This window comes from Pseudomonas sp. CDFA 610 (genome assembly GCF_021147865.1).
GTDB classification, from domain to species: Bacteria; Pseudomonadota; Gammaproteobacteria; order Pseudomonadales; family Pseudomonadaceae; genus Aquipseudomonas; species Aquipseudomonas alliivorans.
The window spans coordinates 126160-146125 of sequence record NZ_JAGTPM010000001.1 but is presented as its reverse complement, the minus strand read 5'-3'; the positions used below and the strand labels follow the sequence as shown (position 1 = coordinate 146125).

Sequence of the window (19966 nt, the reverse complement as noted above, 5' to 3'; positions counted from 1 at the left end):
TTCGAATTGGCCCGATTCTATCGAATTATGTCATTCAGGCCACTGTTGAATTGTCGAACATTTGCCAACAATGGAATCCTTGGCAATGCATACCCTGCCATTCATTCGATTGGAGTCAATTCATGAAACAAGGCCTTATCGTCGTAGACCTTCAGAACGAATACCTGCCAACGGGCAAGCTGCCGCTGACCGGCATTGAAGCCGCCGTTGCCAATGCCGTCCGGGTGATCGCGCATGCCAGAAGCACGGGCGTTCCGGTGTTTCACATTCGCCATGAGTCCGAAAGCGAAGGTGCCGGGATCTTCGCCAAAGGCTCTGACGGTACGCAGATTCAGTCATCCGTAGCGCCGCAAGGCAAAGAAACGGTGACGGTCAAGAAGCACATCAATGCCTTCCGCGAGACCGACCTCAAGCATCAACTGGATGCGTTCGATGTTCAGGAAGTCGTTGTCATCGGTGCGATGAGCCACATGTGCATCGACGCGGTGGTGCGTGCTGCAGCAGACATGGGTTACCCGGTAACCGTTCTGCACGACGCCTGCGCAACCCTGGACCTCAGCTTCAATGGCGTGACTGTGCCTGCGGCCCAGACCCACGCAGCGATGATGGCGGCATTCGAGTTTGGCTACGCCAAGATCACATCGGTGGATGATTACCTTTCGGCCTGAAGCCCGCCGTGTGAAGCGCCCGGACCTGTCCGGGCGCTTCACTATTGCAGAACGGCTTCAACCACGCGGCGGCTTGGGAAACTCACCCCGAACCTCTTCGTAGGCCTGCGCCACACGCAACGCCAGCGCGTCCTGAAAACGCGGCGCGACGATCATCATCGCCACCGGCAAACCGTCGGCCAAGCCGGCGGGAATCGACGTTGCCGGATGTCCAGTGATGTCGAACGGTGCCGTGTTGGCGAGCATGTTCAATGCGCTGTTTACATATTCCTCGATGGGCGCGTCCGGTGCGGTCAAGGGTGTCGCCACGAACGGCATGGTCGGCATCACCAGCACATCGAATGACTTGAACGCCTCGTCATACTGACGCGTGAGTTCCGGCACCAGCATGCGCGCCTTGGCATAGCTGGCCCCGTGCAGATTTTTCAGACTGTAGTGGCCGGTCAGCGCCACGGCGCGCACGCTGTGAGACAGCGAATTGGCGTGCTCGCGGCGTTTTGCGCCGTAGTAGCTCATGATCTCTGGATCGTAGTAACCCTCGACGTTCATGCCATAGCCGTTACCTTGCAGCATCTGATAGGCCGCGCCGTCTGTGGCGATCACGTTCCACATGTCCAGCGCTACTCCCGAATGCCAAGGCGCACTGGCTTCGCCGACAATGGCGCCGAGGCTTTCGAGTTGGGCGACGGCCGCTTTGACCAACGCATCCACCTGCGGCTCGGACATGCCGGGAATCGCAAAACCTTCGCGCAGCAGGCCGATTTTCAAGCCTGCGACACCTTGATCCAGGGTCGCGAGGCAGTTGACCGCAGGCGGATTCTTCTGCCGTGAATCCAGACCGTCGGCACCGGCAATCACGTCCAGCATCAGCGCGCAATCACGCACGGTATTGGCCATCGGGCCGACGTGGTCGATGGTCCGCTCGATAGGAAAAGCGCCGGTGTAAGGCACCAGGCTGTAGGTCGGTTTGTGGCCGACGATGCCACTCCAGGCCGACGGCATGCGGATCGATCCGCCCTGATCGCCACCGATGGCCATGTCGACTTCGCCGAGGGAAACCAGTACCGCGCTACCGCTGGACGAACCGCCCGCATTGCGGGTCAGGTCCCACGGGTTTTTCACCGCGCCACTGGCGGCGGTAAAGCTGGCCCCGGAGAAACACAGGTCCTCACACACCGATTTGCCAACCACCGTCGCACCTGCCGCCAACAAGCGTTTTACCACCGTAGCGTCTTCGGAAGGCACGTAGCCTTCCAGACTCAACGAGCCGTTGGCCATGGGCACGCCTGCGACCGAGACGTTGTCCTTGATAACCACCGTTCTTCCCTTCAGCGGTCCATCGGCGGCACCTTTGATGTGGGTTTTTACGTACCAGGCGGCATGCAGGTTTTCAGCGGGTAAAGGCTTGCTGTGCTCACGCAACGGTGTCGGCTGAGCGACATGGGCGGCATACAGCGTATCGATGGCTTCGTAGGAACTCAGGGTCTTGTCAGCGAGGTTCAGGTACGCCTGCATCTGGGTGTCGGACAGGTCGTAGCCATGGTCCTGGGCGGCAATCAAAAAGTCGGCATTTTCAGGGCGTTTGATGGACATGATGTTCTCCAGATGACGGTAGGAGCCGCCGGTGCCGAGTGCACGGGCTCAAGCTCGTTCCGGAGGACGCCGTTGTCCATGCCGGTCGCCACGCGGTGCTCCATACCTGCCGGTTGAGGGCGTATGGCAAACGTCCACGCAGAAGAGGATCAGGCGCTATGGCCTGACGCTCCAAAGATGATCAGGAACAGGCCTGTTGAAACAACTCATGGGCTTTCACCAGCGCCTCGGCGATCTTCTCCACCGGCTCGCGCTTGCTCATGGCTTGGTCACGCAGTGCGTTGTAGGCGTCGATTTCCGACAGGCCTTTGGTTTCCATCAAAATGATTTTTGCCTGCTGCACCGTGCGCATGACGGCCATGCGCCCTTCGAGGCGCTTGACGTGTTTCTCCCGCTCGCGGGTCTTGCGCGCATGGCTCAGGGTGAGGGTCAGGGCTGTGAGCAGTCCGAAAGACCTTACCGGTGACGGAATCACCGAGCAGGCGTTCAACTGGACCAGCGCCTCGACGATGATCGGGTTCTCATAAGCGATCACCGGGATGATCGGCGGGGTCGCGCTGTGCAGCAGCCAGGGCGTGTTGGTCGACAGGCTTTCCGGCGATATCGCCAGCACGATTACGTCCGCCTCACTGTGCAGACGTTCGGGGATCGGCCATTGCACGCGCACCTGACAGCCAATGCGCTGCAGTTGCGCGATCAGATTGCGCCCGTCTTCGTCATCCGGGTGCATCACCAGCACGCTGATGTCACGCAGATCCTTGATGCCGCCTGCGCTGTCGTTGCGCAGGCGTTTCTTGGCAGCACGCAGGGTCATGGACGCCTCCCGGCCAGACCGGACCAGCCAATGAAATCAGGTGCAATGGCATAGGGGTCGGGTTTGAGCGCCTTCTGGCTCTCGTAAAGAATGTCGAACTGACCCTCGGCGTTGGCGCGTCCGATCCGTGAATACAGGTAAGTGTGGTGGTTGTTTTCATCGATTTTCACTCGTCCTTGAGGCGCGTCGAATTCCAGACCGCGCATGGTCTGCAGCACCGCTTCCACGTCAGTGCTGCCTGCACGGCTGATGGCCTTGGCCAGCAGGTGCACTTGAAAATATGCCGCTTCCCAGCAGCGGTCGGTCACTTGGTGCTGACCGAACAGCGCTCGGTATTCGGCGATGCATTGGCGATTGAGCGGTGTGTCGATGGACTGGAAATAACTGGCGGCCGAGATGTGCCCGGTGCCCAGTTGTCTGCCCATCTGTTGAATATCGGTTTCGCTGGTGGTGACGCTGGCGATCGGCATGACCGACGGATCGAAACCCGCATCGGCGTAGGCCTGATAGAGATGGGCCATGGTTTCGCCGACCACGGTGGAGAAGATGAACGAGGGTTTCAGTTCCCGCGCCTTGACCATCAGTCTGGCGAAATCCTCGGGACGCGCGTTCTTGAGCGGCAGGTAGTACTCGCCCAGTTTCTGCCCGCCGCGCTCGTACAGCAGGTCGCTCATCAAGCGGTTGGTTTCGTACGGATAGACGTATTCGGAGCCGATCATCAGCACGCGGTTGCCGAAGTGCTCGAACATGTAATTGCCCAGCGGCACGGCGTTGTGATTGGGCGTGGCGCCGGTGTAGATGATGTTGCGTGAATATTCGAAGCCCTCGTAATACACCGGGTACAGCAGCAAGGCATCGTAGCGTTCGACGACAGGCAACACCGCCTTGCGGGCCGCCGAGGTGTAACAGCCGAAGAAGAATTTCAGCTTCTCTTCGCGAATCAGAGACTCGACGTGCATGGCAAACAGCGCAGGCGTGGAATCGGGGTTACGGGTAATCATTTCCAGTGGTCGGCCATCCACACCACCGGTTGCGTTGATCTGCTGAATGGCGAACTGTGCGCCGCGCATCGTCGAGCATTCGCCAGCGGCCGTGACCCCGGTATTTGAAAACAGACCGCCTATGCGGATCGACTGGTCAACCATGCCAATAAACCTTGTTCAGCGTGAGATGAGACGCCCGTCTTTGGCCGGGGTCCTGGCGTTCATGCATAAAAGGGCTGAGCGAAAACCGCGAGGTTCAGCGGTGGCTCTCAGGCGGTTGTGCCTGGGCTGGCGTGACGACAGTGTCAGGGCCAGCGCATGCGAGGGACCTTCCACACCTGCCGGGAACGGGCGTGTGACAAGGGACCCTGCGAAGGTGTCGTTCAAGCCCATGCAGGGAGCGGGCCAGCCTGCGCACGATCAATCATCGGCAGGAAACGCGCTGGCTGGCACACGTTTCCGGTCACGCTTTTGGTGCGCGCCGCCCTGCTCTCGCGCCAAAGCGGCGCAGTCCCTTGCGCGCGTGCAACTAATGAAGGGCCGCTCTGGCAAGGCGCTGCAAAGCGAACCATTGCTGGCATTTCAGGACTTGGCACCGGCCTTGCTATGACCTTTTGGAGACATCGCGCCAGTTGCCTGCCCTACGCCCTCATGGCAAGTAAGGAGACACCTCGCGTACGACTGGATCGGACATCGTCTGTCCCGCCAGATTCGGCACAAAAGCCTGACCTTCCGCCTGTTCGCAGGACGGAACGTCGGGCTTTTTTTATTCCTGGGAGAGAAGTGAATGCACAACGACAAACGCCGTTTGATCAAGCATGCGCTATTGCTGAGCGCCATGAGCCTGCTGCCGTTTTCCCTGATCGGTCAGGCGCAGGCTGCCGATACCGTGAAAGTGGGGATCATCCACTCGCTCACCGGCACCATGGCCATCAGTGAAGCTTCGGTGGTGGACGCCGAAAAACTGGCCATCGATGAAATCAACGCCAGCGGTGGCGTGTTGGGCAAGACCATCGAACCGATTGTCGAAGACGGTGCCAGTGACTGGCCGACCTTCGCCGAGAAGGCGCGCAAGCTTTTGGAAAACGACAAGGTCGCGGTGACCTTCGGCGCGTTCACCTCTGCCTCGCGCAAAGCCGTGCTGCCGGTTTTCGAACGCAACAAGGGCCTGCTCTACTACCCCACTTTCTACGAGGGCCTGGAAAAATCCCCGGCGATTATCTACACCGGTGCCGAGGCCTCGCAGCAAACCCTGGCAGCCGTTACCTGGCTGATGGCCAACAAGGGCAAGAGCGTCTATCTGGTGGGCTCGGACTACATCTGGCCGCGCACTACCAACAAGCTGGCGCGAGTCTCGGTAACCAAGCAAGGCGGCTCGATTGTCGGCGAGGATTACCTGCCGCTGGGCGCCATCGAGTTTTCCTCGGTGATCAACAAGATCAAGGTCGCCAAGCCTGACATCGTGATTTCCACCATCGTCGGCGGCTCCAACGTGGCGTTCTACAAACAGCTCAAGGCGGCCGGGATCGACAGCAGCAACCAGACCCTGATGGCGCTGGCCGTGACCGAAGAAGAAGTCACCGGTATCGGCGCAGAAAATCTGACCGGTTTTCTGACCTGCATGAGCTACTTCCAGAGTCTGAAAAACCCGGTCAACGAAAAATTCGTTCAGGCATTCAAGACCCGCTACGGCCAGCAACGCGTAATCGGCGACCCGATGGCAGCCGCTTACACCGCCGTCTATCTGTGGAAAAAAGCGGCCGAGAAAGCGGGCAGTTTCGACGTGCCGAACGTGATCGCCGCGTCCTCGGAAATGGAACTGGATGCGCCTGAAGGCGAGATCAAGGTGCACAAGGACAACCATCACCTGTGGAAACGCGCACGCATCGGCACCCTCAACGCTCAGGGTCAGGTCGACGTCATCTACGAGTCCGCGCCCATCGAGCCCAACCCGTTCCCGAAACTCTGACACGTGCGCGGGCGTGAGTTGACGCGCGCCCGTCTCTTTCAAACCTTCAGCGACAGGTGGCGACGCCATGACTTTCGATACGCTGGTAATGCAAGTCTTCAGCGGGTTCTCGCTGTTCTCGGTGCTGGTGCTCATGGCGCTGGGGCTGACCATCGTGTTCGGCCTGATGGGCGTGATCAACATGGCCCACGGTGAATTGATGGCAATGGGCGCGTACATGACGTACGTCACGTCGGTGGTGTTTCAGCGCTACCTGCCCGAACTCATGGGCTGGTATTTCATCGTCGCGATCGGCGTCGCCTTCCTGGTGACCTTCGCCTTCGGCTTCCTGCTTGAACGCTGTTTCATCCGTTTCATGTACAACCGCCCGCTGGACACCCTGCTGGCGACCTGGGGCCTGTCGCTGGTGCTGCAACAGGTGTTTCGTCAGGTCTTTGGTCCCAAGGAAGTCAGCGTGCCGACCGTGCAATGGCTGCAGGGCGCGTGGAAAGTCAGCGAAGGTCTGGAGCTGCCGATCAACCGGATTTTCATCATCGGCCTGACGTTCGTCATCGCCGCAGCCGTGTTCCTGTTTCTTTATCGCAGCCGCTGGGGGTTGCGCATCCGCGCCGTCACCCAGAACCGCGCCATGGCCGGTGCTGCGGGCATCAACACAGCACGTGTGGATTCGGTGACCTTCGCGCTGGGCTGCGGGCTGGCCGGCATTGCCGGCAGTTCGTTCACCATGCTCGCCTCCACCGGCCCGGTCAGCGGCCAGCAGTACCTGGTGGACACCTTCATCGTGGTCGTGTTCGGCGGGGTCGAAAGCTTGCTTGGCACCTTCCTGTCGGCCTTCGCCATTGGTCAGACGCAGATTTCGCTGGAGTACCTCACCACCGGTTCCATGGCCAAGGCCATGACGTTGCTGGTGGTCATCGTGCTGCTGTTCTTCCGCCCCAACGGCCTGTTCGCCACGAAAGTGAGACGTTGAGATGAATGACATGACTGAAAAGCCGCCAGCCCTGCCCCGGACAACCGCCTCCCGACCCGCGTGGCTCAATGGCGGCTGGCTGGCGTTGCTGGAACGCTACAGCCTGATCTGGCTCTCGGTTCTGCTGCTGGTGGTGTTGCCATTATGCCTGGGCGACTTCCGCCTGGGTCTCGCAGGCAAATACCTGAGCCTGGGGTTTTGCGCAGTCGGCATGGTGATGATCTGGGGCTACGGCGGCATCCTCAGCCTGGGCCAGGGGATCTTCTTCGGCCTGGGCAGCTACATGATGGCGATGTACCTGAAACTCGAAGCCACGGCCACGGACGAAGCCGCCAGCGCCCTCGCCGCTTTTTACGGCTCGGCCCTGCCCGACTTCATGATCTGGAACAGCGTCGAGGCGTTGCCGTGGTGGTGGAAGCCGTTCGAATCGGCAACCTTCACACTGGTGGCGATCCTGATTCTTCCGGCGCTGCTGGCGTTCCTGTTCAGCTACGCCTATTTCAAGAAACGCGTGGGTGGCGTGTACTTCTCGATCATCACCCTGTCGCTGGCTTCGATCATGTCGATCATGATCATCGGCCAGCAAGGCTACACCGGCGGAGTCAATGGTCTGACTGATTTCAAGACGGTCTTCGGCCTGAGCCTGCAAACGCCGCAGACACCGTGGATCCTGTACCTGATCACCACCCTGCTGTTGCTGGCCTGTGTCGCGATGTGCGGTTTTATCCTGCGCAGCCGCCTGGGCAAGGTGATCGTGGCGATCCGCGATCGCGAAGACCGGGTGCGCTTCTCCGGCTACAACACCGCCCTGTTCAAGGCGTTCATCTTTGCCGTGGCGGCGCTGATCTCGGCGCTGGGCGGCGTGATGTTCACCCTGCAGGTCGGTCTGGCATCGCCGTCGCTGGTGGGCATCATTCCGTCGACTGAAATCGTCATCTACGCCGCTCTGGGCGGACGCCTGTCATTGGTCGGCGCGGTGTACGGCACGCTGCTGATCGGTACGGCAAAAACCTACCTCTCGGAAAACTTCGTCAGCTTCTGGCAGTACTTCATCGGTTTTCTGTTCATGGGCGTGGTGCTGTTCCTGCCCGCAGGTCTGGCCGGTCTGCTGCAACGACTGAACAATAAGGAGGCGAACTGATGGGCGCGCTGCTACTGAGTGTCGAAGACCTGACGGTGTCCTTTGATGGCTTCAAGGCCGTGGACAACCTCAATTTCTACGTTGAGGAAAACCAGGTACATGTAGTGATCGGGCCGAACGGTGCCGGCAAAACCACGCTGCTGGACATGATCTGTGGCAAGACCCGCCCGAGCGCCGGGAGCATTCGCTTCAAGGACCTGCAACTGGCCAACATGATCGAGTACCAGATCACCCGTGCGGGCGTCGGCCGCAAGTTCCAGAACCCATCGGTGTACGAAGACCTCACCGTGAGCGAGAACCTGGACATTTCCTCGCCGGACAAGCGCGGCATCTTCAACTGCCTGTTCGCAGGAAAGAACACCGCCTTGCAGGCCGAGATCGAACAGACCGCCGAGATGATCTTTCTCAAGGACCAGTTAGGCCGCAAGGCAGGGCTTTTGTCCCACGGTCAGAAACAGTGGCTGGAGATCGGCATGCTGTTGATGCAGCGTCCGGAGTTGCTGTTGCTGGATGAACCGGTGGCAGGCATGAGCGCTGGCGAGCGAGAGAAGACCGCGGGCCTGCTCAAGCTCATCGCCAAGGGCCGCGCGATGGTGATCATCGAGCACGACATGGAGTTCGTGAAGTCGGTGGCCGACAAGGTCACTGTGCTGCATCAGGGCAAGACCCTGGCTTACGGCTCGATGGATCAGGTGCAGAACGATCCTCGCGTCATTGACGTCTATCTGGGGCACTGAACATGCTGAATGTCACTGAACTGAACGTCTATTACGGCGATAGCCACGTGCTGCGCGACCTGAGCCTTGACCTTGCGCCAGGCGAATCGCTGGCGATCATGGGCCGCAACGGCATGGGCAAAACCACGCTGCTGCGCAGTCTGGCAGGTATGCTGCCCACCCGCAGCGGCAGCATCACCCTGGCCGGACAGGAACTGACCGGCAGCAAGAGCTATGAGCGCGTTGCCGCAGGCGTCGGCTTCGTGCCACAGGGCCGGATGATCTTTCCTTACCTGAGCGTCGAGGAAAACATCCTCACCGGTATGCAGGGCGTACCCGCAGCCCCTGTTCCCGACTACATCTTCGAATACTTTCCGGTGCTGTTCGAGATGCGCAGACGCAAGGGCGGCAACCTTTCCGGCGGACAGCAGCAACAACTGGCCATCGCCCGTGCGCTGGTGTCCAACCCCAAGGTGCTGATCCTCGACGAGCCCACCGAAGGCATCCAGCCGTCGATCATCAAGGACATCACCAAGGCCCTGAACCTGCTCAAGCAGGAGCGCGGATTTTCGCTGATTGTGTCCGAACAGGTGCTGTCGTTCGCGATGGCTGTGGCCGACCGCTATCTGATCATCGAAAAAGGCGAATTCGTGCACAGCGAAGTGCGTGAAACCGTCGACCGCGAGCGCATCCTGCGCTACCTCACCATCTGAACCGGCACAGGAGAACGCGCCATGCTGATACTCGACCGCATCCTCGGCCAGGCCAGCGACCCGGCCCTTGCCGAGCGGCTTCATGACCTGAGCCATAACGGGCAAGTGGAGACCCTGAGCCTGTCCGGCAGCGACATTCAGCGCCATCGGCTGCGACTGGCCAGCGACCGGGGCACCGACTGCGCGATTCGTCTGCAACGGCATCAGCAATTGCGCAACGGCTCGGTGCTGATGCTCGACGGCGAGCGTGCCATCGTCGTGCAGATGCAAGATCAGCACTACCTGAGCCTGCGGCCACGCGATACCGCAGCGGCGCTGGAACTGGGTTATTTCGCAGGCAACATGCACTGGGCCGTACGCTTTGCTGGCGACACCTTGCAGATCCCGCTCAACGGACCTGAGGCCGACTATCTGGAACGCCTCGCGCCCATGATTGCCGACGGCCGGGTGTCGCGCGCATGAACGCCCTTCTCGACGACCTGGGCAGCGCCCTGCTGGCCATGCAACAGGCCGACAGCTTCTTCCCCACGGGTGCAGTGGCCTGGTCATGGGGACTGGAAACGCTCAAGGCAGACGGTCATCTTGGGCAGATTGAACGAGTCCCGCCGCGACGCCGCCAGCGGGAAACGCGCCCGGACCGCAGCGCTGAGCTGTGCGGTTTTGTAGAGGGCCAGTTGCGTCACCGCTGGAACAGTTTCGACCGGGCCTTTCTGGTCGCTGCCTGGCAATCTGCCGACGATCTGGATCAGTTGATGCTACTGGACGCGCAGGTCGAAGCGCTGACGATGGCCGAAGAACTGCGTCAGGGCTCACGGCGTGTCGGTCAGGCGCTGCTGGGCGTTCACGCGGCTCTTGGTACGCCGGGCGCCGAGCGCTATCAACACCAAGTGCTGGTCGGCGAGACGCCGGGGCATCTTTGCGTACTGCAGGGCCTGATCTGGAAACAACTGGGCATGCAGCTTGAGCATTGCCAACTGGCGGCTGCCCATGGGCTGTGTACCGGACTGGTCAGCGCCGCCGTACGGCTCGGGGTCATGGGTCACGTTGACGCACAGCGCGTGCTGACATCCATCCAGCCCTTGATTGCGCAACTGCTCGCCCTCGACCCGCCAGAACCGGACAACGCCTGCGGCTTCACGCCGATGGCCGAGATCGCTGTGATGCGCCACGAAACCCAGGAATTGCGCCTGTTCGCCAATTGATCAACCGCCCGCAGGAGCCACGCCATGCTGCTGACCCCCACCGAGCTTGAACGCCTTACGCTGTACACCGCTGCCGAGCTGTCGCGCAAACGCCGGGGCAAGGGCCTGCGCCTGAACTTCCCGGAAGCCTCGGCGCTGATCGCCGACGAAATCCTGGAAGGCGCCCGCGAGGGGCGCAGCGTGGCGGAACTGATCGGCTTCGGCTCGACGATTCTCAACACCGATGACGTCATGCCCGGTGTCGCCGACTTGCTGCCGGTGTTGCAGGTCGAAGGCACCTTTCCGGACGGCACCAAGCTGGTCACGGTTCACCAACCGATCCGGCCAGGCCGACAGCCGTTGACGGTCATGCCTACACCCGGTGAGATTCTCGCGCCTGAAGGCGATATCCAGCTCAACGGCGGCCGACCCACTGCGACGCTGCGCGCCTTGAATACCGGCGACCGCCCGGTGCAGATCGGCAGCCATTACCATTTTTTCGAGGTCAACAAGGCGCTGGATTTCCCCCGCGAAATCGCCTTCGGCATGCACCTGGACATTCCGGCCGGCACCGCTGTGCGCTTCGAACCGGGTGAACTGCGCGAGGTGCAATTGGTGCAGTTCGGCGGCACGGGCGATATTCACGGTTTCAGCGGCCTCACCAATGGCAACCTGCACGACCCGGCCTGCAAGCGCATGGCGCTGGACCGAGCGCGTGCGCAGCATTTCAAGGGAGCCTGACCCATGGCCACGATGACCCGCAAGGAATACGCCGCGATGTACGGCCCCACCAAGGGTGACGCGATCCGGCTGGGTGATACCTCACTGCTGGCCGAGGTCGAGTTCGACCACGCGGTGCCCGGCGACGAATGCCTGCATGGCGGCGGCAAGACCTTGCGCGACGGCATGGGCCTGATGCCCGGTCACGACAGCGACGAGGGTGCCCTCGACATGCTGATCTGTAACGCACTGATCATCGATCCGGTGATCGGCATCGTCAAAGGCGACATCGGCATCAAGGACGGCAGGATTGTCGCCATCGGCAAGGCTGGCAACCCGCAGATCATGGACGGCGTACACCCGCAACTCATCTGCGGCGTCGCCACCACCGTGCGCGATGCCGAAGGCCTGATCGTCACGCCCGGCGGCATCGATGTGCACGTGCATTTCGACTCCGCGCAGCTGTGCGACCATGCGTTGGCGGCCGGGCTGACCACCTTGATTGGCGGCTCGCTGGGACCGATCACCGTGGGCATCGACTGCGGTGGCGAGTGGAACGTCGGTAAGATGCTGCAGGCGTCAGAACACTGGCCGATCAACTTCGGCTTTCTCGGACGCGGCAATTCGAGCAAACCCGAATCGCTGCTCGGGCAACTGCGCGGCGGCTGCCTGGGATTGAAAATTCATGAGGACTGGGGCGCGATGCCTGCGGTGATCGACACCTGTCTGAAGGTTGCCGATGAATATGACTTTCAGGTGCAACTGCACACCGACACGCTCAATGAATCGGGTTTTCTGGAAGACACCCTGGCGGCCATCGGCGACCGCACCATCCACATGTACCACACCGAAGGCGCGGGCGGCGGGCATGCGCCGGACATCATCAGCGTGGCGGGCAAGCCCAACTGCATCCCCTCCTCGACCAACCCGACCAACCCTTACACGATCAATACCTTCGACGAACACCTGGACATGATCATGGTCTGCCACCACCTCAACCCGGACGTGCCGGAAGACGTGGCGTTCGCCGAATCCCGCGTGCGGCCGCAGACCATCGCCGCCGAAGACATCCTGCATGACACCGGCGCAATCTCGATTCTGGGCTCGGACAGTCAGGGCATGGGCCGCATCAATGAAGTCATCTGCCGCACCTGGCAACTGGCGTCCAAAATGAAAGACCAGCGTGGTCGTCTGCCGGAAGAAGCCACAGCCCTGGGCGACAACGAACGCATCAAACGCTACATCGCCAAATACACCATCAACGCCGCGCGCGTGTTCGGCATCGACAGCTACATCGGTTCGCTGGAGCCGGGCAAGCTCGCCGATCTGGTGCTGTGGAGGCCGGCATTCTTCGGCATCAAGCCGGAACTGGTGGTCAAGGGCGGCTTCATCGTGCACGGCGTGATGGGTGACTCGGCCGCCTCGCTCTACACCTGCGAACCGCTGGTGATGCGCCCGCAATGGGGCGCGTTCGGCGAAGCGAGCAAGGCGCTGTCGGTGAATTTCGTCAACCGGCTGGCCGTCGAGGCCGACACCGCCAGCAAGCTGGGACTCAAGAAAGCCCTGCTGCCTGCGTTCGGCACACGCACGCTGCGCAAGTCCGACATGCTGCACAACGATGCCTGCCCGGACATCCGCGTCGACCCACAGACGTTCGACGTTTACGCCGATGGCGAGCGGCTGTTCTGTGACCCGGTCAGCGAAGTCCCGCTCGCTCAACGCTACATGCTGCGCTGAACCCATTTGCGAAGGAGCCTGATCATGAGCCTGCCATTGAAGACGCCAACCCTGCCCGCTTCACAGCCTCACCCCGGCGCTGCACGTGTCGGCATCGGTGGCCCGGTAGGCTCGGGCAAGACCCGCCTGCTGGAACAGCTGATTCCACGCTTCATTGCCCGCGGAATCGAACTGGCCATCATCACCAATGACCTCGCTACCCGCGAAGACGCCGAACGCGTGCAGCGCAGCGGCCTGATCGACCCCATGCGAGTCCGCGCGGTGGAAACCGGCGCATGCCCCCACACAGCGATTCGTGAAGACCCGACCCTCAACCTGCAGATGGCCGATGAACTGGAAGCGCACTTCAAGAATCTTGATCTGGTGCTGATCGAATCCGGCGGCGACAACCTGGCCTCGACCTTCTCGCTGGACCTGGTGGATTACTGGATTTTCGTCATTGACGTCGCCGGTGGTGACGACATTCCGCGCAAACGAGGCCCCGGCGTGCTGAGCTGCGATCTGCTGGTGGTCAACAAATACGACCTGGCGCCCCATGTCGGCGTCGATCTGTCGCGCATGCGGCGTGAGTCTGCCGAAGCACGTGACGGCCGCCCCGTGCTGTTCACCAACTGCAGCACCGGGGATGGCGTCGATGCGGTGGTCGAGGCGATCAGCCGGGCCGTGCTGTTCGACCGACCATGAACGTCCGTCAATCGATAGTACCCGTGCAGACGCGCCCTGCCGCTCGAATCGACTTCAGCAGGGCGCCGTCGGGGATCAGCTACGTCTCGCGGCAGGAAGTGGGCTATCCCTTCCACTTGGGACGCAGCCTGAAACTGCCGCAGGACCCGCCCGGTATGGCGGCTGTGTATCTGCAATCCTGCTCGGGAGGGCTGTTCGCCGGAGAGCACCTGCGCCTTGAACTGCACGCCGAAGCCGACACGCAGGTCCATGTCAGCACAGGCGCGGCAACCATCGCCCACAGCATGCTCGAACAACCGGCGCGCCAGACCGTCACCCTGATAGCCGGGACGGGTGCGTTGCTGGAATACCTGCCGATGGCAACCATCCTGTTCCCTCAGGCGCGTCTGCACAGCCAGGTGCGGGTGACCTTGCACACCAACGCCCGCGTCCTGCTCTGCGATGCGTTCTGTGTGCACACGCCGCACGGCACGGCGGGACTGCCGGGCTACTACCGTGCCGACCTTGAAGTGCATTGCCCGGCGGGGCGACTGCTCGCCGGAGATCGACTGGCCCTGACTGGCGAAGACCTGCAACGTCGCCTGCGGGGTGTCAGCGGCCGGTTTGAAGCCGTCGCCACCTTCATGCTGCTCGGCCATGGACTGCCAGTGGACGAGGTCAAGGCCGGGCTGCGTGAGGCGTTAAGCGGGCTGATCGACAGCTATGTGGGCGTCAGTGCCCTGCCGGGTGATTGCGGGGTGTCGGTGAGAGTCATGGCGACTGATGCAGTCGTGTTGCGTCAGGCGCTGCACTGCGCCTGGGCGAGCGCCCGCCTGCATCTGACAGGAGTTGCGCCACGGGTGCGGCGCAAATGAGGTCAGGTTCGCGAGAAGCGGAACGCTATCGCGGAAACTCACAGTCCTTGAACATCGGTGTCTTGGCCAGATCGCCTGTCCCGGTGCAGATAACAGAAACCTCTGCGCCCTTCTTCAGCGCCGCAATCGATGACAAGTGAGACTTGCCGAACTTGAACTGCGGTGCCAGCCCCCTGTTATGTCCTGCCAATATCAGATACGGATACCCCATGAAATCCGTGTTGATGTCCAGAATACGACCGGTCACTTGCACGCGCTTGTCTTTGTACAGCATGTCTGCGGCTACGGTATTTTCATCGTATCCGGTCGATACCTGCAAGGCCGTATAGGCCTTTACCGTTTCGGCAACGGGCTCAACAGGCACCTGAGCGACAGGTTTGACAACAGGAGCTGGAGCGACTGCAGCCGGAGTTGCAGTAACGGCTGCGGGGGCTACGGCGGGAGCAACGGAAGCCGATGTTTCTCGATTGGCCGGCTTGTGAAAGACCAATGAAATAATCATCCAAAACGCCATCCACCCGAAGCCAATCAGCCTGGCTTTTCTTGTGTGCCCTCTGCGCAGCAAAAACCAGACGAAGAACTGAGGCATCAGCGCAATCAGGATTCCCAGAATGATTCCGACCTTGCGGGGTGAAGACGGGACTTTCATTTCGTTCATTTCGCTTTCCATGACGATCAAATGACGCGGCATCCTGAACAGGTCTGTACCAAATTGCCACTTAGTAACGGTGCGTATGGATATCGACTGTAATGGCTTGAACTTGATGGTTTTTTTCAAGTTTCAGGTTTGCGCGCGCATGGGCAAGGGGCGAATCTGGAGTGATGCACCTGCTCATCTGGCGGGGACAATGGATTGGACCTGAGATCAAACAGCAAGCGGTGCATGGCCAACCCGCGTGTAACGCTTTCAGAGGCCATAAGGCAGAAGATCCGGCGCCGTACGCCTTGGCTGCGCAAGCGCGAAGACCGCCCTATATTCTGCCGGCACTCAACGTACTGTGATTGCTTTCAATCACATGAAGACTACGATGATGGATGTGGCGATGACATCGTGGAGAATGTTGACTCAAGCCAACTTCTGCTCGGCAAAATGCGAAGAAGGACACCGGGCGGTCAACGGTGGAAAAGGCTAATGCCCAACATGCAAAAATCATTAAGTCGGCACAATCAGAGCCAATAGCCTTGTACTGCATACCGCAGTGCAAGGAGGCATCATGAAAAAGATAGCTGTAGCCGGACTTATCGCATTACTTTCAATCGTTTCAGTCTCTGCGTCGGCCTGTCCAAAGGGCACACATCCGACCGGGGGGACGGGTTCGCACCATAAGGGTGGCACCTGCAAATAAGACGAGCCCGGCCCAGCGCCGGGCTTTTTCGTTACGCTAAGCGAGTCGCTTCATCGACAACTCCATCTGACCCATGAGGTCCCTCTGCTCTTTCAGCGAGAGTACCAACTTTGCTATGGACCGACTGGTGGCAAGGTCCGAGAGCGGCATGCCCGTTACATACAGTTGAAGCTCACCTGAGTCTGGATGAAGAAGCTTGACCGAAAAGCTCTCGTTGGCACCCATGACGCATTCGCACCTTGAGGGCAAAAAAGCGGTCTCAAGGACTCGTTGGAGATCGGACTTTGAATACATCATGCATCCTCTGCTGACAAAATCGTTTCACCGAGGATAGACGATTGTCGACCTTATGGGTTGCCGGTCATCGGCAGGCCCACCAGAGTGCATCGTCACCATGCAGGCACGGTGTCGCGGCCTGTGGATATGGCCGGAATCAACATGGTCAGCCTGTCGAGTCAGGACGATGAGATGAAACCGAGCTCAAATGAATTGCACCAACAGCTTTATGCGTCTCTTGAGTAGCGACGAAGAATGGGCTCGCTCATAGTCCTTAAGACCAGAGCCCGTCAGATCCTGAACGATCGCGTGAGTAAGACGGGAGTGTTACGGACATGAAAAAGCCCAACCTTTTCAGATTGGGCCAAGTCATTGAAAAATATGGTCGGGACGGAGTGATTCGAACACTCGACCCCTAGCACCCCATGCTAGTGCGCTACCGGACTGCGCTACGCCCCGACTAGGCGTGAAACTGTTTCGCATGCTGCGAAAACTTCGAGGAATATACCCTAAGCGTTTGAATTATGGAAGTATCTGGTTGGCTCGATTACGACTTGAGCATGACCAGTACATCTTCCAGCTCGACAACCATCTGCCGGATCATCTGCTTGTACTGCTGGGTATCGTCCTTGACTTCACCGTTGGTCAACCGCAGACGCGCGCCGCCGATAGTGAAGCCCTGGTCGTATAGCAAGCCGCGGATCTGACGAATCATCAGCACATCCTGGCGCTGATAGTACCGACGGTTTCCACGGCGTTTTACGGGGTTGAGCTGAGGAAATTCCTGTTCCCAATAGCGCAGAACGTGCGGTTTCACCGCGCAGAGCTCACTAACCTCACCGATAGTGAAGTAGCGTTTGCCGGGGATCGGCGGCAGCTCGTCGTTATGACTTGGTTCCAGCATATGCCTCAACTCGGGCCTTCAACTTCTGCCCTGGACGAAAGGTGACCACACGGCGTGCCGTGATCGGAATTTCTTCGCCGGTCTTGGGATTTCTCCCAGGCCGCTGGCGTTTGTCTCGCAGGTCGAAATTGCCGAAACCGGACAGTTTTACCTGCTCGTTGTCTTCCAGAGCGTGCCTGATTTCCTCAAAGAACAGCTCCACCAATTCCTTGGCTTCTCGTTTATTCAGGCCCAGCTCTTCGTACAGACGTTCGGCCATTTCAGCTTTCGTCAGAGCCCCCATACGCTACTTCCTTAATGTGGCGTTTAACCTCTCCTCAAGTGAGGTGAGGATGGCAAGTGTCGTTGCGTTGACCTCATCGTCATTAAGAGTGCGCGATGGATGCTGCCAGGTCAAGCCGACCGCAAGGCTTTTTCTATGCGGATCAATGCCTTTACCCTGATAAACATCAAATAGCCTGAGGTCTGTGAGCCATTCGCCTGCATTTTCACGAATAACGTCCATTACTGCACTGGAAGAAATATCCCGGTCGGCCAGAAGTGCCAGGTCGCGACGGACTTCAGGGAAGCGCGACAGCTCGTGGAATTTCGGCAGGCGGCCTTTGGCGACTTCACCCAGAACCAGCTCGAAAACGAACACTGGACGATCCAGCCCCAGGTTCTTCGACAGCTCAGGATGGATGGCACCCAGGAAACCGACTTCACGACCGTCGCGCAGAATGCGTGCGGTCTGGCCTGGATGAAGCGCAGGATGCTCGCCCGGCGTGAAGCTGAAATCGCCCAGCGCACCGGCGAAGCCCAATACAGCTTCCACATCGGCTTTCACGTCGAAGAAATCGACAGCGTCACGACCCTGCGCCCAGCCTTCCGGCAGGCGGCTGCCGCACACCACACCCGCCAGCATCGGCTCTTGCTTCAGACCTTCCAGTTGCCCGACGAAACGCAGGCCACTTTCGAACATCCGCACACGATCCTGCTGACGGTTGAGGTTGTGTTGCAATGCCTTGACCAGACCCGGCCAGAGCGAGGCGCGCATGGCCGCCATGTCATTGGAGATCGGGTTGGCGAGCAACAGCGGCTTGACGCCCGGCGTGAACAGTTCGAACCACTTGGGATCGATGAAGCTGTAGGTGATCGCTTCCTGATAGCCACGCGCAACCAACAGACGGCGCAGCTCAGGCAGATCACCCTGGGCTTCGGCCTTGGCCTGCGGCGCCAGACGGGCCTGCGGATAACGAACCGGCAGGCGGTTGTAACCATACAGACGCGCCAGTTCTTCGATCAGATCGACTTCGAGGCTGATGTCGAAACGATGACTTGGCACGGTGACATGCCACTGGCCATTCGCTTCAGCCGATACACCCAGACCCAGCGCCTTGAGCAGGCGCTCGATCTCAGCATTCTCGATCACCAGACCCAGCATCTGCTCGACACGGCTTGCGCGCAACGTCACTGGAGCCACAGACGGCAAATGCTGCTCGCTGACCACTTCGGTCACAGGACCTGCTTCGCCACCCGTGATTTCCAGCAGCAGACCGGTTGCCCGCTCCATGGCCTCTCGAGCCAGTTGCCAGTCGACACCACGCTCGTAGCGGTGGGATGCGTCAGTGTGCAGACCATAGGAGCGCGCCTTGCCAGCCACCGAAATGGTGTCGAAGAAGGCACTTTCCAGGAAAATGTCACGTGTGCCAGCGGTCACACCGCTGTGTTCGCCACCCATGACACCGGCAATCGCCAGCGCACGCTGGTGGTCGGCAATGACCAGGGTGTCGGCACGCAGGCTCACTTCCTGACCATCGAGCAGAACGAGCTTCTCGCCCTCCTCGGCCATGCGTACACGGATCCCGCCGTTGATTTCGGCCAGATCGAATGCATGCAGCGGCTGACCCAGCTCCAGCATCACGTAGTTGGTGATATCGACAGCGGCGTCGATGCTGCGCACGTCAGAACGACGCAGCCGCTCGACCATCCACAACGGGGTCGGACGCGACAGGTCGACGTTGCGAATGACGCGGCCCAGATAACGTGGGCAGGCTGCAGGAGCCAACACTTCCACAGGGCGTACTTCTTCGTGCACGGCAGCAACGGTTGCCACTTGCGGACGCGTGACTTCAGCGGCATACAGCGCACCGACTTCACGGGCCAGACCGGCAACCGACAGGCAGTCGCCACGGTTAGGGGTCAGGTCGACCTCGATGCTGGCATCGTCCAGGCCCAGATAGACACGAATGTCCTGACCCACCGGCGCATCCGCAGCCAGTTCCATCAAGCCATCGTTGCCCTCGCCAGCCTGCAATTCGGCAGCAGAGCACAACATGCCGTTGGACTCGACGCCACGCAGCTTGGCTTTCTTGATCTTGAAATCACCGGGCAGCTCGGCACCGATCATGGCGAAAGGGATCTTCAGGCCCGGACGCACATTAGGTGCACCGCAGACGACCTGGAACGTTTCGCTGCCATTGCTGACCTGACAAACACGCAGCTTGTCGGCATCAGGGTGTTGCTCGGTGCTCAGCACCTCGCCAACCACGACACCGGTGAAGACGCCGGCGGCCAGCGTAACGCTGTCAACCTCAAGACCGGCCATCGACAGACGAGCAACCAGCTCGTCACGGGAAACCTGCGGGCTTACCCAGCCGCGCAGCCATTGTTCACTGAATTTCATCCTGCTCTCCTGAAAGATTCGTTACGTGCGAC

At 60.2% G+C, this 19966-nt stretch carries 20 protein-coding genes and 1 tRNA gene; 12 read left to right on the top strand and 9 right to left on the bottom strand.

Going from position 1 to position 19966, the window contains the following annotated elements:
* The first annotated feature begins 122 nt into the window (after nucleotides 1-122).
* Entirely contained in the window at nucleotides 123-668 is a 546-nt protein-coding gene (locus tag KDX39_RS00705) for a cysteine hydrolase family protein (RefSeq protein ID WP_231658841.1), read from the top strand.
* Nucleotides 669-725: 57 nt separating this feature from the next.
* Here the strand turns inward: KDX39_RS00705 and KDX39_RS00700 are convergent, their stop codons facing one another.
* The 3 genes from KDX39_RS00700 to KDX39_RS00690 all read right to left on the bottom strand — a co-directional run bounded on the left by KDX39_RS00700 (nucleotide 726) and on the right by KDX39_RS00690 (nucleotide 4220).
* A complete protein-coding gene (locus KDX39_RS00700; protein WP_231658840.1) occupies nucleotides 726-2261 on the bottom strand; it encodes an amidase in 1536 nt (511 codons plus the stop codon).
* Nucleotides 2262-2442: 181 nt separating this feature from the next.
* Nucleotides 2443-3075, bottom strand: coding sequence for an ANTAR domain-containing response regulator (locus KDX39_RS00695; protein ID WP_058432800.1), 633 nt, complete (start codon nucleotides 3073-3075; stop codon nucleotides 2443-2445).
* Nucleotides 3072-4220, bottom strand: a complete 1149-nt coding sequence (locus tag KDX39_RS00690) for a transporter substrate-binding domain-containing protein (protein ID WP_231658839.1) — start codon at nucleotides 4218-4220, stop codon at nucleotides 3072-3074. The genes KDX39_RS00695 and KDX39_RS00690 overlap by 4 nt, the downstream gene beginning before the upstream one ends.
* A 625-nt stretch (nucleotides 4221-4845) precedes the next feature.
* Here KDX39_RS00690 and urtA point away from each other — a divergent pair.
* The 11 genes from urtA to KDX39_RS00635 all read left to right on the top strand — a co-directional run bounded on the left by urtA (nucleotide 4846) and on the right by KDX39_RS00635 (nucleotide 14743).
* Nucleotides 4846-6027: an urea ABC transporter substrate-binding protein gene (gene urtA, locus KDX39_RS00685; protein WP_231658838.1), complete on the top strand. Its 1182-nt coding sequence runs from the start codon at nucleotides 4846-4848 to the stop codon at nucleotides 6025-6027.
* 67 nt (nucleotides 6028-6094) lie between these two features.
* Nucleotides 6095-6997, top strand: a complete 903-nt coding sequence (gene urtB, locus KDX39_RS00680; RefSeq protein ID WP_004886981.1) for an urea ABC transporter permease subunit UrtB — start codon at nucleotides 6095-6097, stop codon at nucleotides 6995-6997.
* A gap of 1 nt (nucleotide 6998) precedes the next feature.
* A complete protein-coding gene (urtC, locus tag KDX39_RS00675) occupies nucleotides 6999-8138 on the top strand; it encodes an urea ABC transporter permease subunit UrtC (RefSeq protein WP_231658837.1) in 1140 nt (379 codons plus the stop codon).
* Nucleotides 8138-8875, top strand: a complete 738-nt coding sequence (urtD, locus tag KDX39_RS00670) for an urea ABC transporter ATP-binding protein UrtD (RefSeq protein ID WP_231658836.1) — start codon at nucleotides 8138-8140, stop codon at nucleotides 8873-8875. Before urtC ends, urtD begins: the two co-directional genes overlap by 1 nt.
* 2 nt (nucleotides 8876-8877) lie before the next feature.
* Complete coding sequence (gene urtE / locus KDX39_RS00665) at nucleotides 8878-9567, top strand: urea ABC transporter ATP-binding subunit UrtE (protein WP_231658835.1); 690 nt, start codon at nucleotides 8878-8880, stop codon at nucleotides 9565-9567.
* 21 nt (nucleotides 9568-9588) lie between these two features.
* The gene (ureE, locus tag KDX39_RS00660) at nucleotides 9589-10029 is read left to right on the top strand and encodes an urease accessory protein UreE (RefSeq protein ID WP_231658834.1); all 441 of its coding nucleotides are present in this window, start codon (nucleotides 9589-9591) and stop codon (nucleotides 10027-10029) included.
* Nucleotides 10026-10769 (top strand): urease accessory protein UreF, encoded by a 744-nt coding sequence (locus tag KDX39_RS00655; protein ID WP_231658833.1) that lies wholly within the window; start codon nucleotides 10026-10028, stop codon nucleotides 10767-10769. The genes ureE and KDX39_RS00655 overlap by 4 nt, the downstream gene beginning before the upstream one ends.
* A gap of 24 nt (nucleotides 10770-10793) precedes the next feature.
* Nucleotides 10794-11489 carry an urease subunit beta gene (locus tag KDX39_RS00650; RefSeq protein ID WP_231658832.1) on the top strand — a complete coding sequence of 232 codons (696 nt, stop codon included), beginning with the start codon at nucleotides 10794-10796 and terminating at the stop codon, nucleotides 11487-11489.
* 3 nt (nucleotides 11490-11492) lie between these two features.
* Nucleotides 11493-13205, top strand: a complete 1713-nt coding sequence (gene ureC, locus KDX39_RS00645) for an urease subunit alpha (protein WP_099226525.1) — start codon at nucleotides 11493-11495, stop codon at nucleotides 13203-13205.
* A gap of 24 nt (nucleotides 13206-13229) precedes the next feature.
* Complete coding sequence (ureG, locus tag KDX39_RS00640) at nucleotides 13230-13889, top strand: urease accessory protein UreG (RefSeq protein WP_099226524.1); 660 nt, start codon at nucleotides 13230-13232, stop codon at nucleotides 13887-13889.
* Complete coding sequence (locus tag KDX39_RS00635) at nucleotides 13886-14743, top strand: urease accessory protein UreD (RefSeq protein WP_231658831.1); 858 nt, start codon at nucleotides 13886-13888, stop codon at nucleotides 14741-14743. The genes ureG and KDX39_RS00635 overlap by 4 nt, the downstream gene beginning before the upstream one ends.
* Before the next feature lie 25 nt (nucleotides 14744-14768).
* Here KDX39_RS00635 and KDX39_RS00630 read toward each other — a convergent pair whose 3' ends face one another.
* The 6 genes from KDX39_RS00630 to pheT form a co-directional block, all read right to left on the bottom strand.
* Nucleotides 14769-15521, bottom strand: a complete 753-nt coding sequence (locus tag KDX39_RS00630) for an OB-fold putative lipoprotein (RefSeq protein ID WP_231658830.1) — start codon at nucleotides 15519-15521, stop codon at nucleotides 14769-14771.
* Between the two features lie 604 nt (nucleotides 15522-16125).
* Nucleotides 16126-16383: a DUF1652 domain-containing protein gene (locus tag KDX39_RS00625; RefSeq protein ID WP_210043471.1), complete on the bottom strand. Its 258-nt coding sequence runs from the start codon at nucleotides 16381-16383 to the stop codon at nucleotides 16126-16128.
* Nucleotides 16384-16747: 364 nt separating this feature from the next.
* A tRNA-Pro gene (locus tag KDX39_RS00620) sits at nucleotides 16748-16824 on the bottom strand.
* 88 nt (nucleotides 16825-16912) lie between these two features.
* Nucleotides 16913-17269, bottom strand: a complete 357-nt coding sequence (locus tag KDX39_RS00615; RefSeq protein ID WP_231658829.1) for a MerR family transcriptional regulator — start codon at nucleotides 17267-17269, stop codon at nucleotides 16913-16915.
* The gene (gene ihfA, locus KDX39_RS00610) at nucleotides 17250-17552 is read right to left on the bottom strand and encodes an integration host factor subunit alpha (protein ID WP_002553164.1); all 303 of its coding nucleotides are present in this window, start codon (nucleotides 17550-17552) and stop codon (nucleotides 17250-17252) included. Before ihfA ends, KDX39_RS00615 begins: the two co-directional genes overlap by 20 nt.
* Nucleotides 17553-17555: 3 nt before the next feature.
* Nucleotides 17556-19934, bottom strand: a complete 2379-nt coding sequence (gene pheT, locus KDX39_RS00605) for a phenylalanine--tRNA ligase subunit beta (RefSeq protein ID WP_231658828.1) — start codon at nucleotides 19932-19934, stop codon at nucleotides 17556-17558.
* Nucleotides 19935-19966 lie beyond the last annotated feature (32 nt).

What these genes read in the sequence shown, in the direction of transcription:
- KDX39_RS00625 (WP_210043471.1), bottom strand. Translation starts at nt 16,383, where the DNA reads ATGTATTCAAAGTCCGATCTCCAACGAGTCCTTGAGACCGCTTTTTTG.
- KDX39_RS00650 (WP_231658832.1), top strand. Translation starts at nt 10,794, where the DNA reads ATGCTGCTGACCCCCACCGAGCTTGAACGCCTTACGCTGTACACCGCT.
- urtC (WP_231658837.1), top strand. Translation starts at nt 6,999, where the DNA reads ATGAATGACATGACTGAAAAGCCGCCAGCCCTGCCCCGGACAACCGCC.
- KDX39_RS00705 (WP_231658841.1), top strand. Translation starts at nt 123, where the DNA reads ATGAAACAAGGCCTTATCGTCGTAGACCTTCAGAACGAATACCTGCCA.
- KDX39_RS00690 (WP_231658839.1), bottom strand. Translation starts at nt 4,220, where the DNA reads ATGGTTGACCAGTCGATCCGCATAGGCGGTCTGTTTTCAAATACCGGG.
- pheT (WP_231658828.1), bottom strand. Translation starts at nt 19,934, where the DNA reads ATGAAATTCAGTGAACAATGGCTGCGCGGCTGGGTAAGCCCGCAGGTT.
- urtD (WP_231658836.1), top strand. Translation starts at nt 8,138, where the DNA reads ATGGGCGCGCTGCTACTGAGTGTCGAAGACCTGACGGTGTCCTTTGAT.
- KDX39_RS00695 (WP_058432800.1), bottom strand. Translation starts at nt 3,075, where the DNA reads ATGACCCTGCGTGCTGCCAAGAAACGCCTGCGCAACGACAGCGCAGGC.
- urtA (WP_231658838.1), top strand. Translation starts at nt 4,846, where the DNA reads ATGCACAACGACAAACGCCGTTTGATCAAGCATGCGCTATTGCTGAGC.
- ureG (WP_099226524.1), top strand. Translation starts at nt 13,230, where the DNA reads ATGAGCCTGCCATTGAAGACGCCAACCCTGCCCGCTTCACAGCCTCAC.
- urtE (WP_231658835.1), top strand. Translation starts at nt 8,878, where the DNA reads ATGCTGAATGTCACTGAACTGAACGTCTATTACGGCGATAGCCACGTG.
- ihfA (WP_002553164.1), bottom strand. Translation starts at nt 17,552, where the DNA reads ATGGGGGCTCTGACGAAAGCTGAAATGGCCGAACGTCTGTACGAAGAG.
- ureC (WP_099226525.1), top strand. Translation starts at nt 11,493, where the DNA reads ATGGCCACGATGACCCGCAAGGAATACGCCGCGATGTACGGCCCCACC.
- urtB (WP_004886981.1), top strand. Translation starts at nt 6,095, where the DNA reads ATGACTTTCGATACGCTGGTAATGCAAGTCTTCAGCGGGTTCTCGCTG.
- ureE (WP_231658834.1), top strand. Translation starts at nt 9,589, where the DNA reads ATGCTGATACTCGACCGCATCCTCGGCCAGGCCAGCGACCCGGCCCTT.
- KDX39_RS00615 (WP_231658829.1), bottom strand. Translation starts at nt 17,269, where the DNA reads ATGCTGGAACCAAGTCATAACGACGAGCTGCCGCCGATCCCCGGCAAA.
- KDX39_RS00655 (WP_231658833.1), top strand. Translation starts at nt 10,026, where the DNA reads ATGAACGCCCTTCTCGACGACCTGGGCAGCGCCCTGCTGGCCATGCAA.
- KDX39_RS00700 (WP_231658840.1), bottom strand. Translation starts at nt 2,261, where the DNA reads ATGTCCATCAAACGCCCTGAAAATGCCGACTTTTTGATTGCCGCCCAG.
- KDX39_RS00635 (WP_231658831.1), top strand. Translation starts at nt 13,886, where the DNA reads ATGAACGTCCGTCAATCGATAGTACCCGTGCAGACGCGCCCTGCCGCT.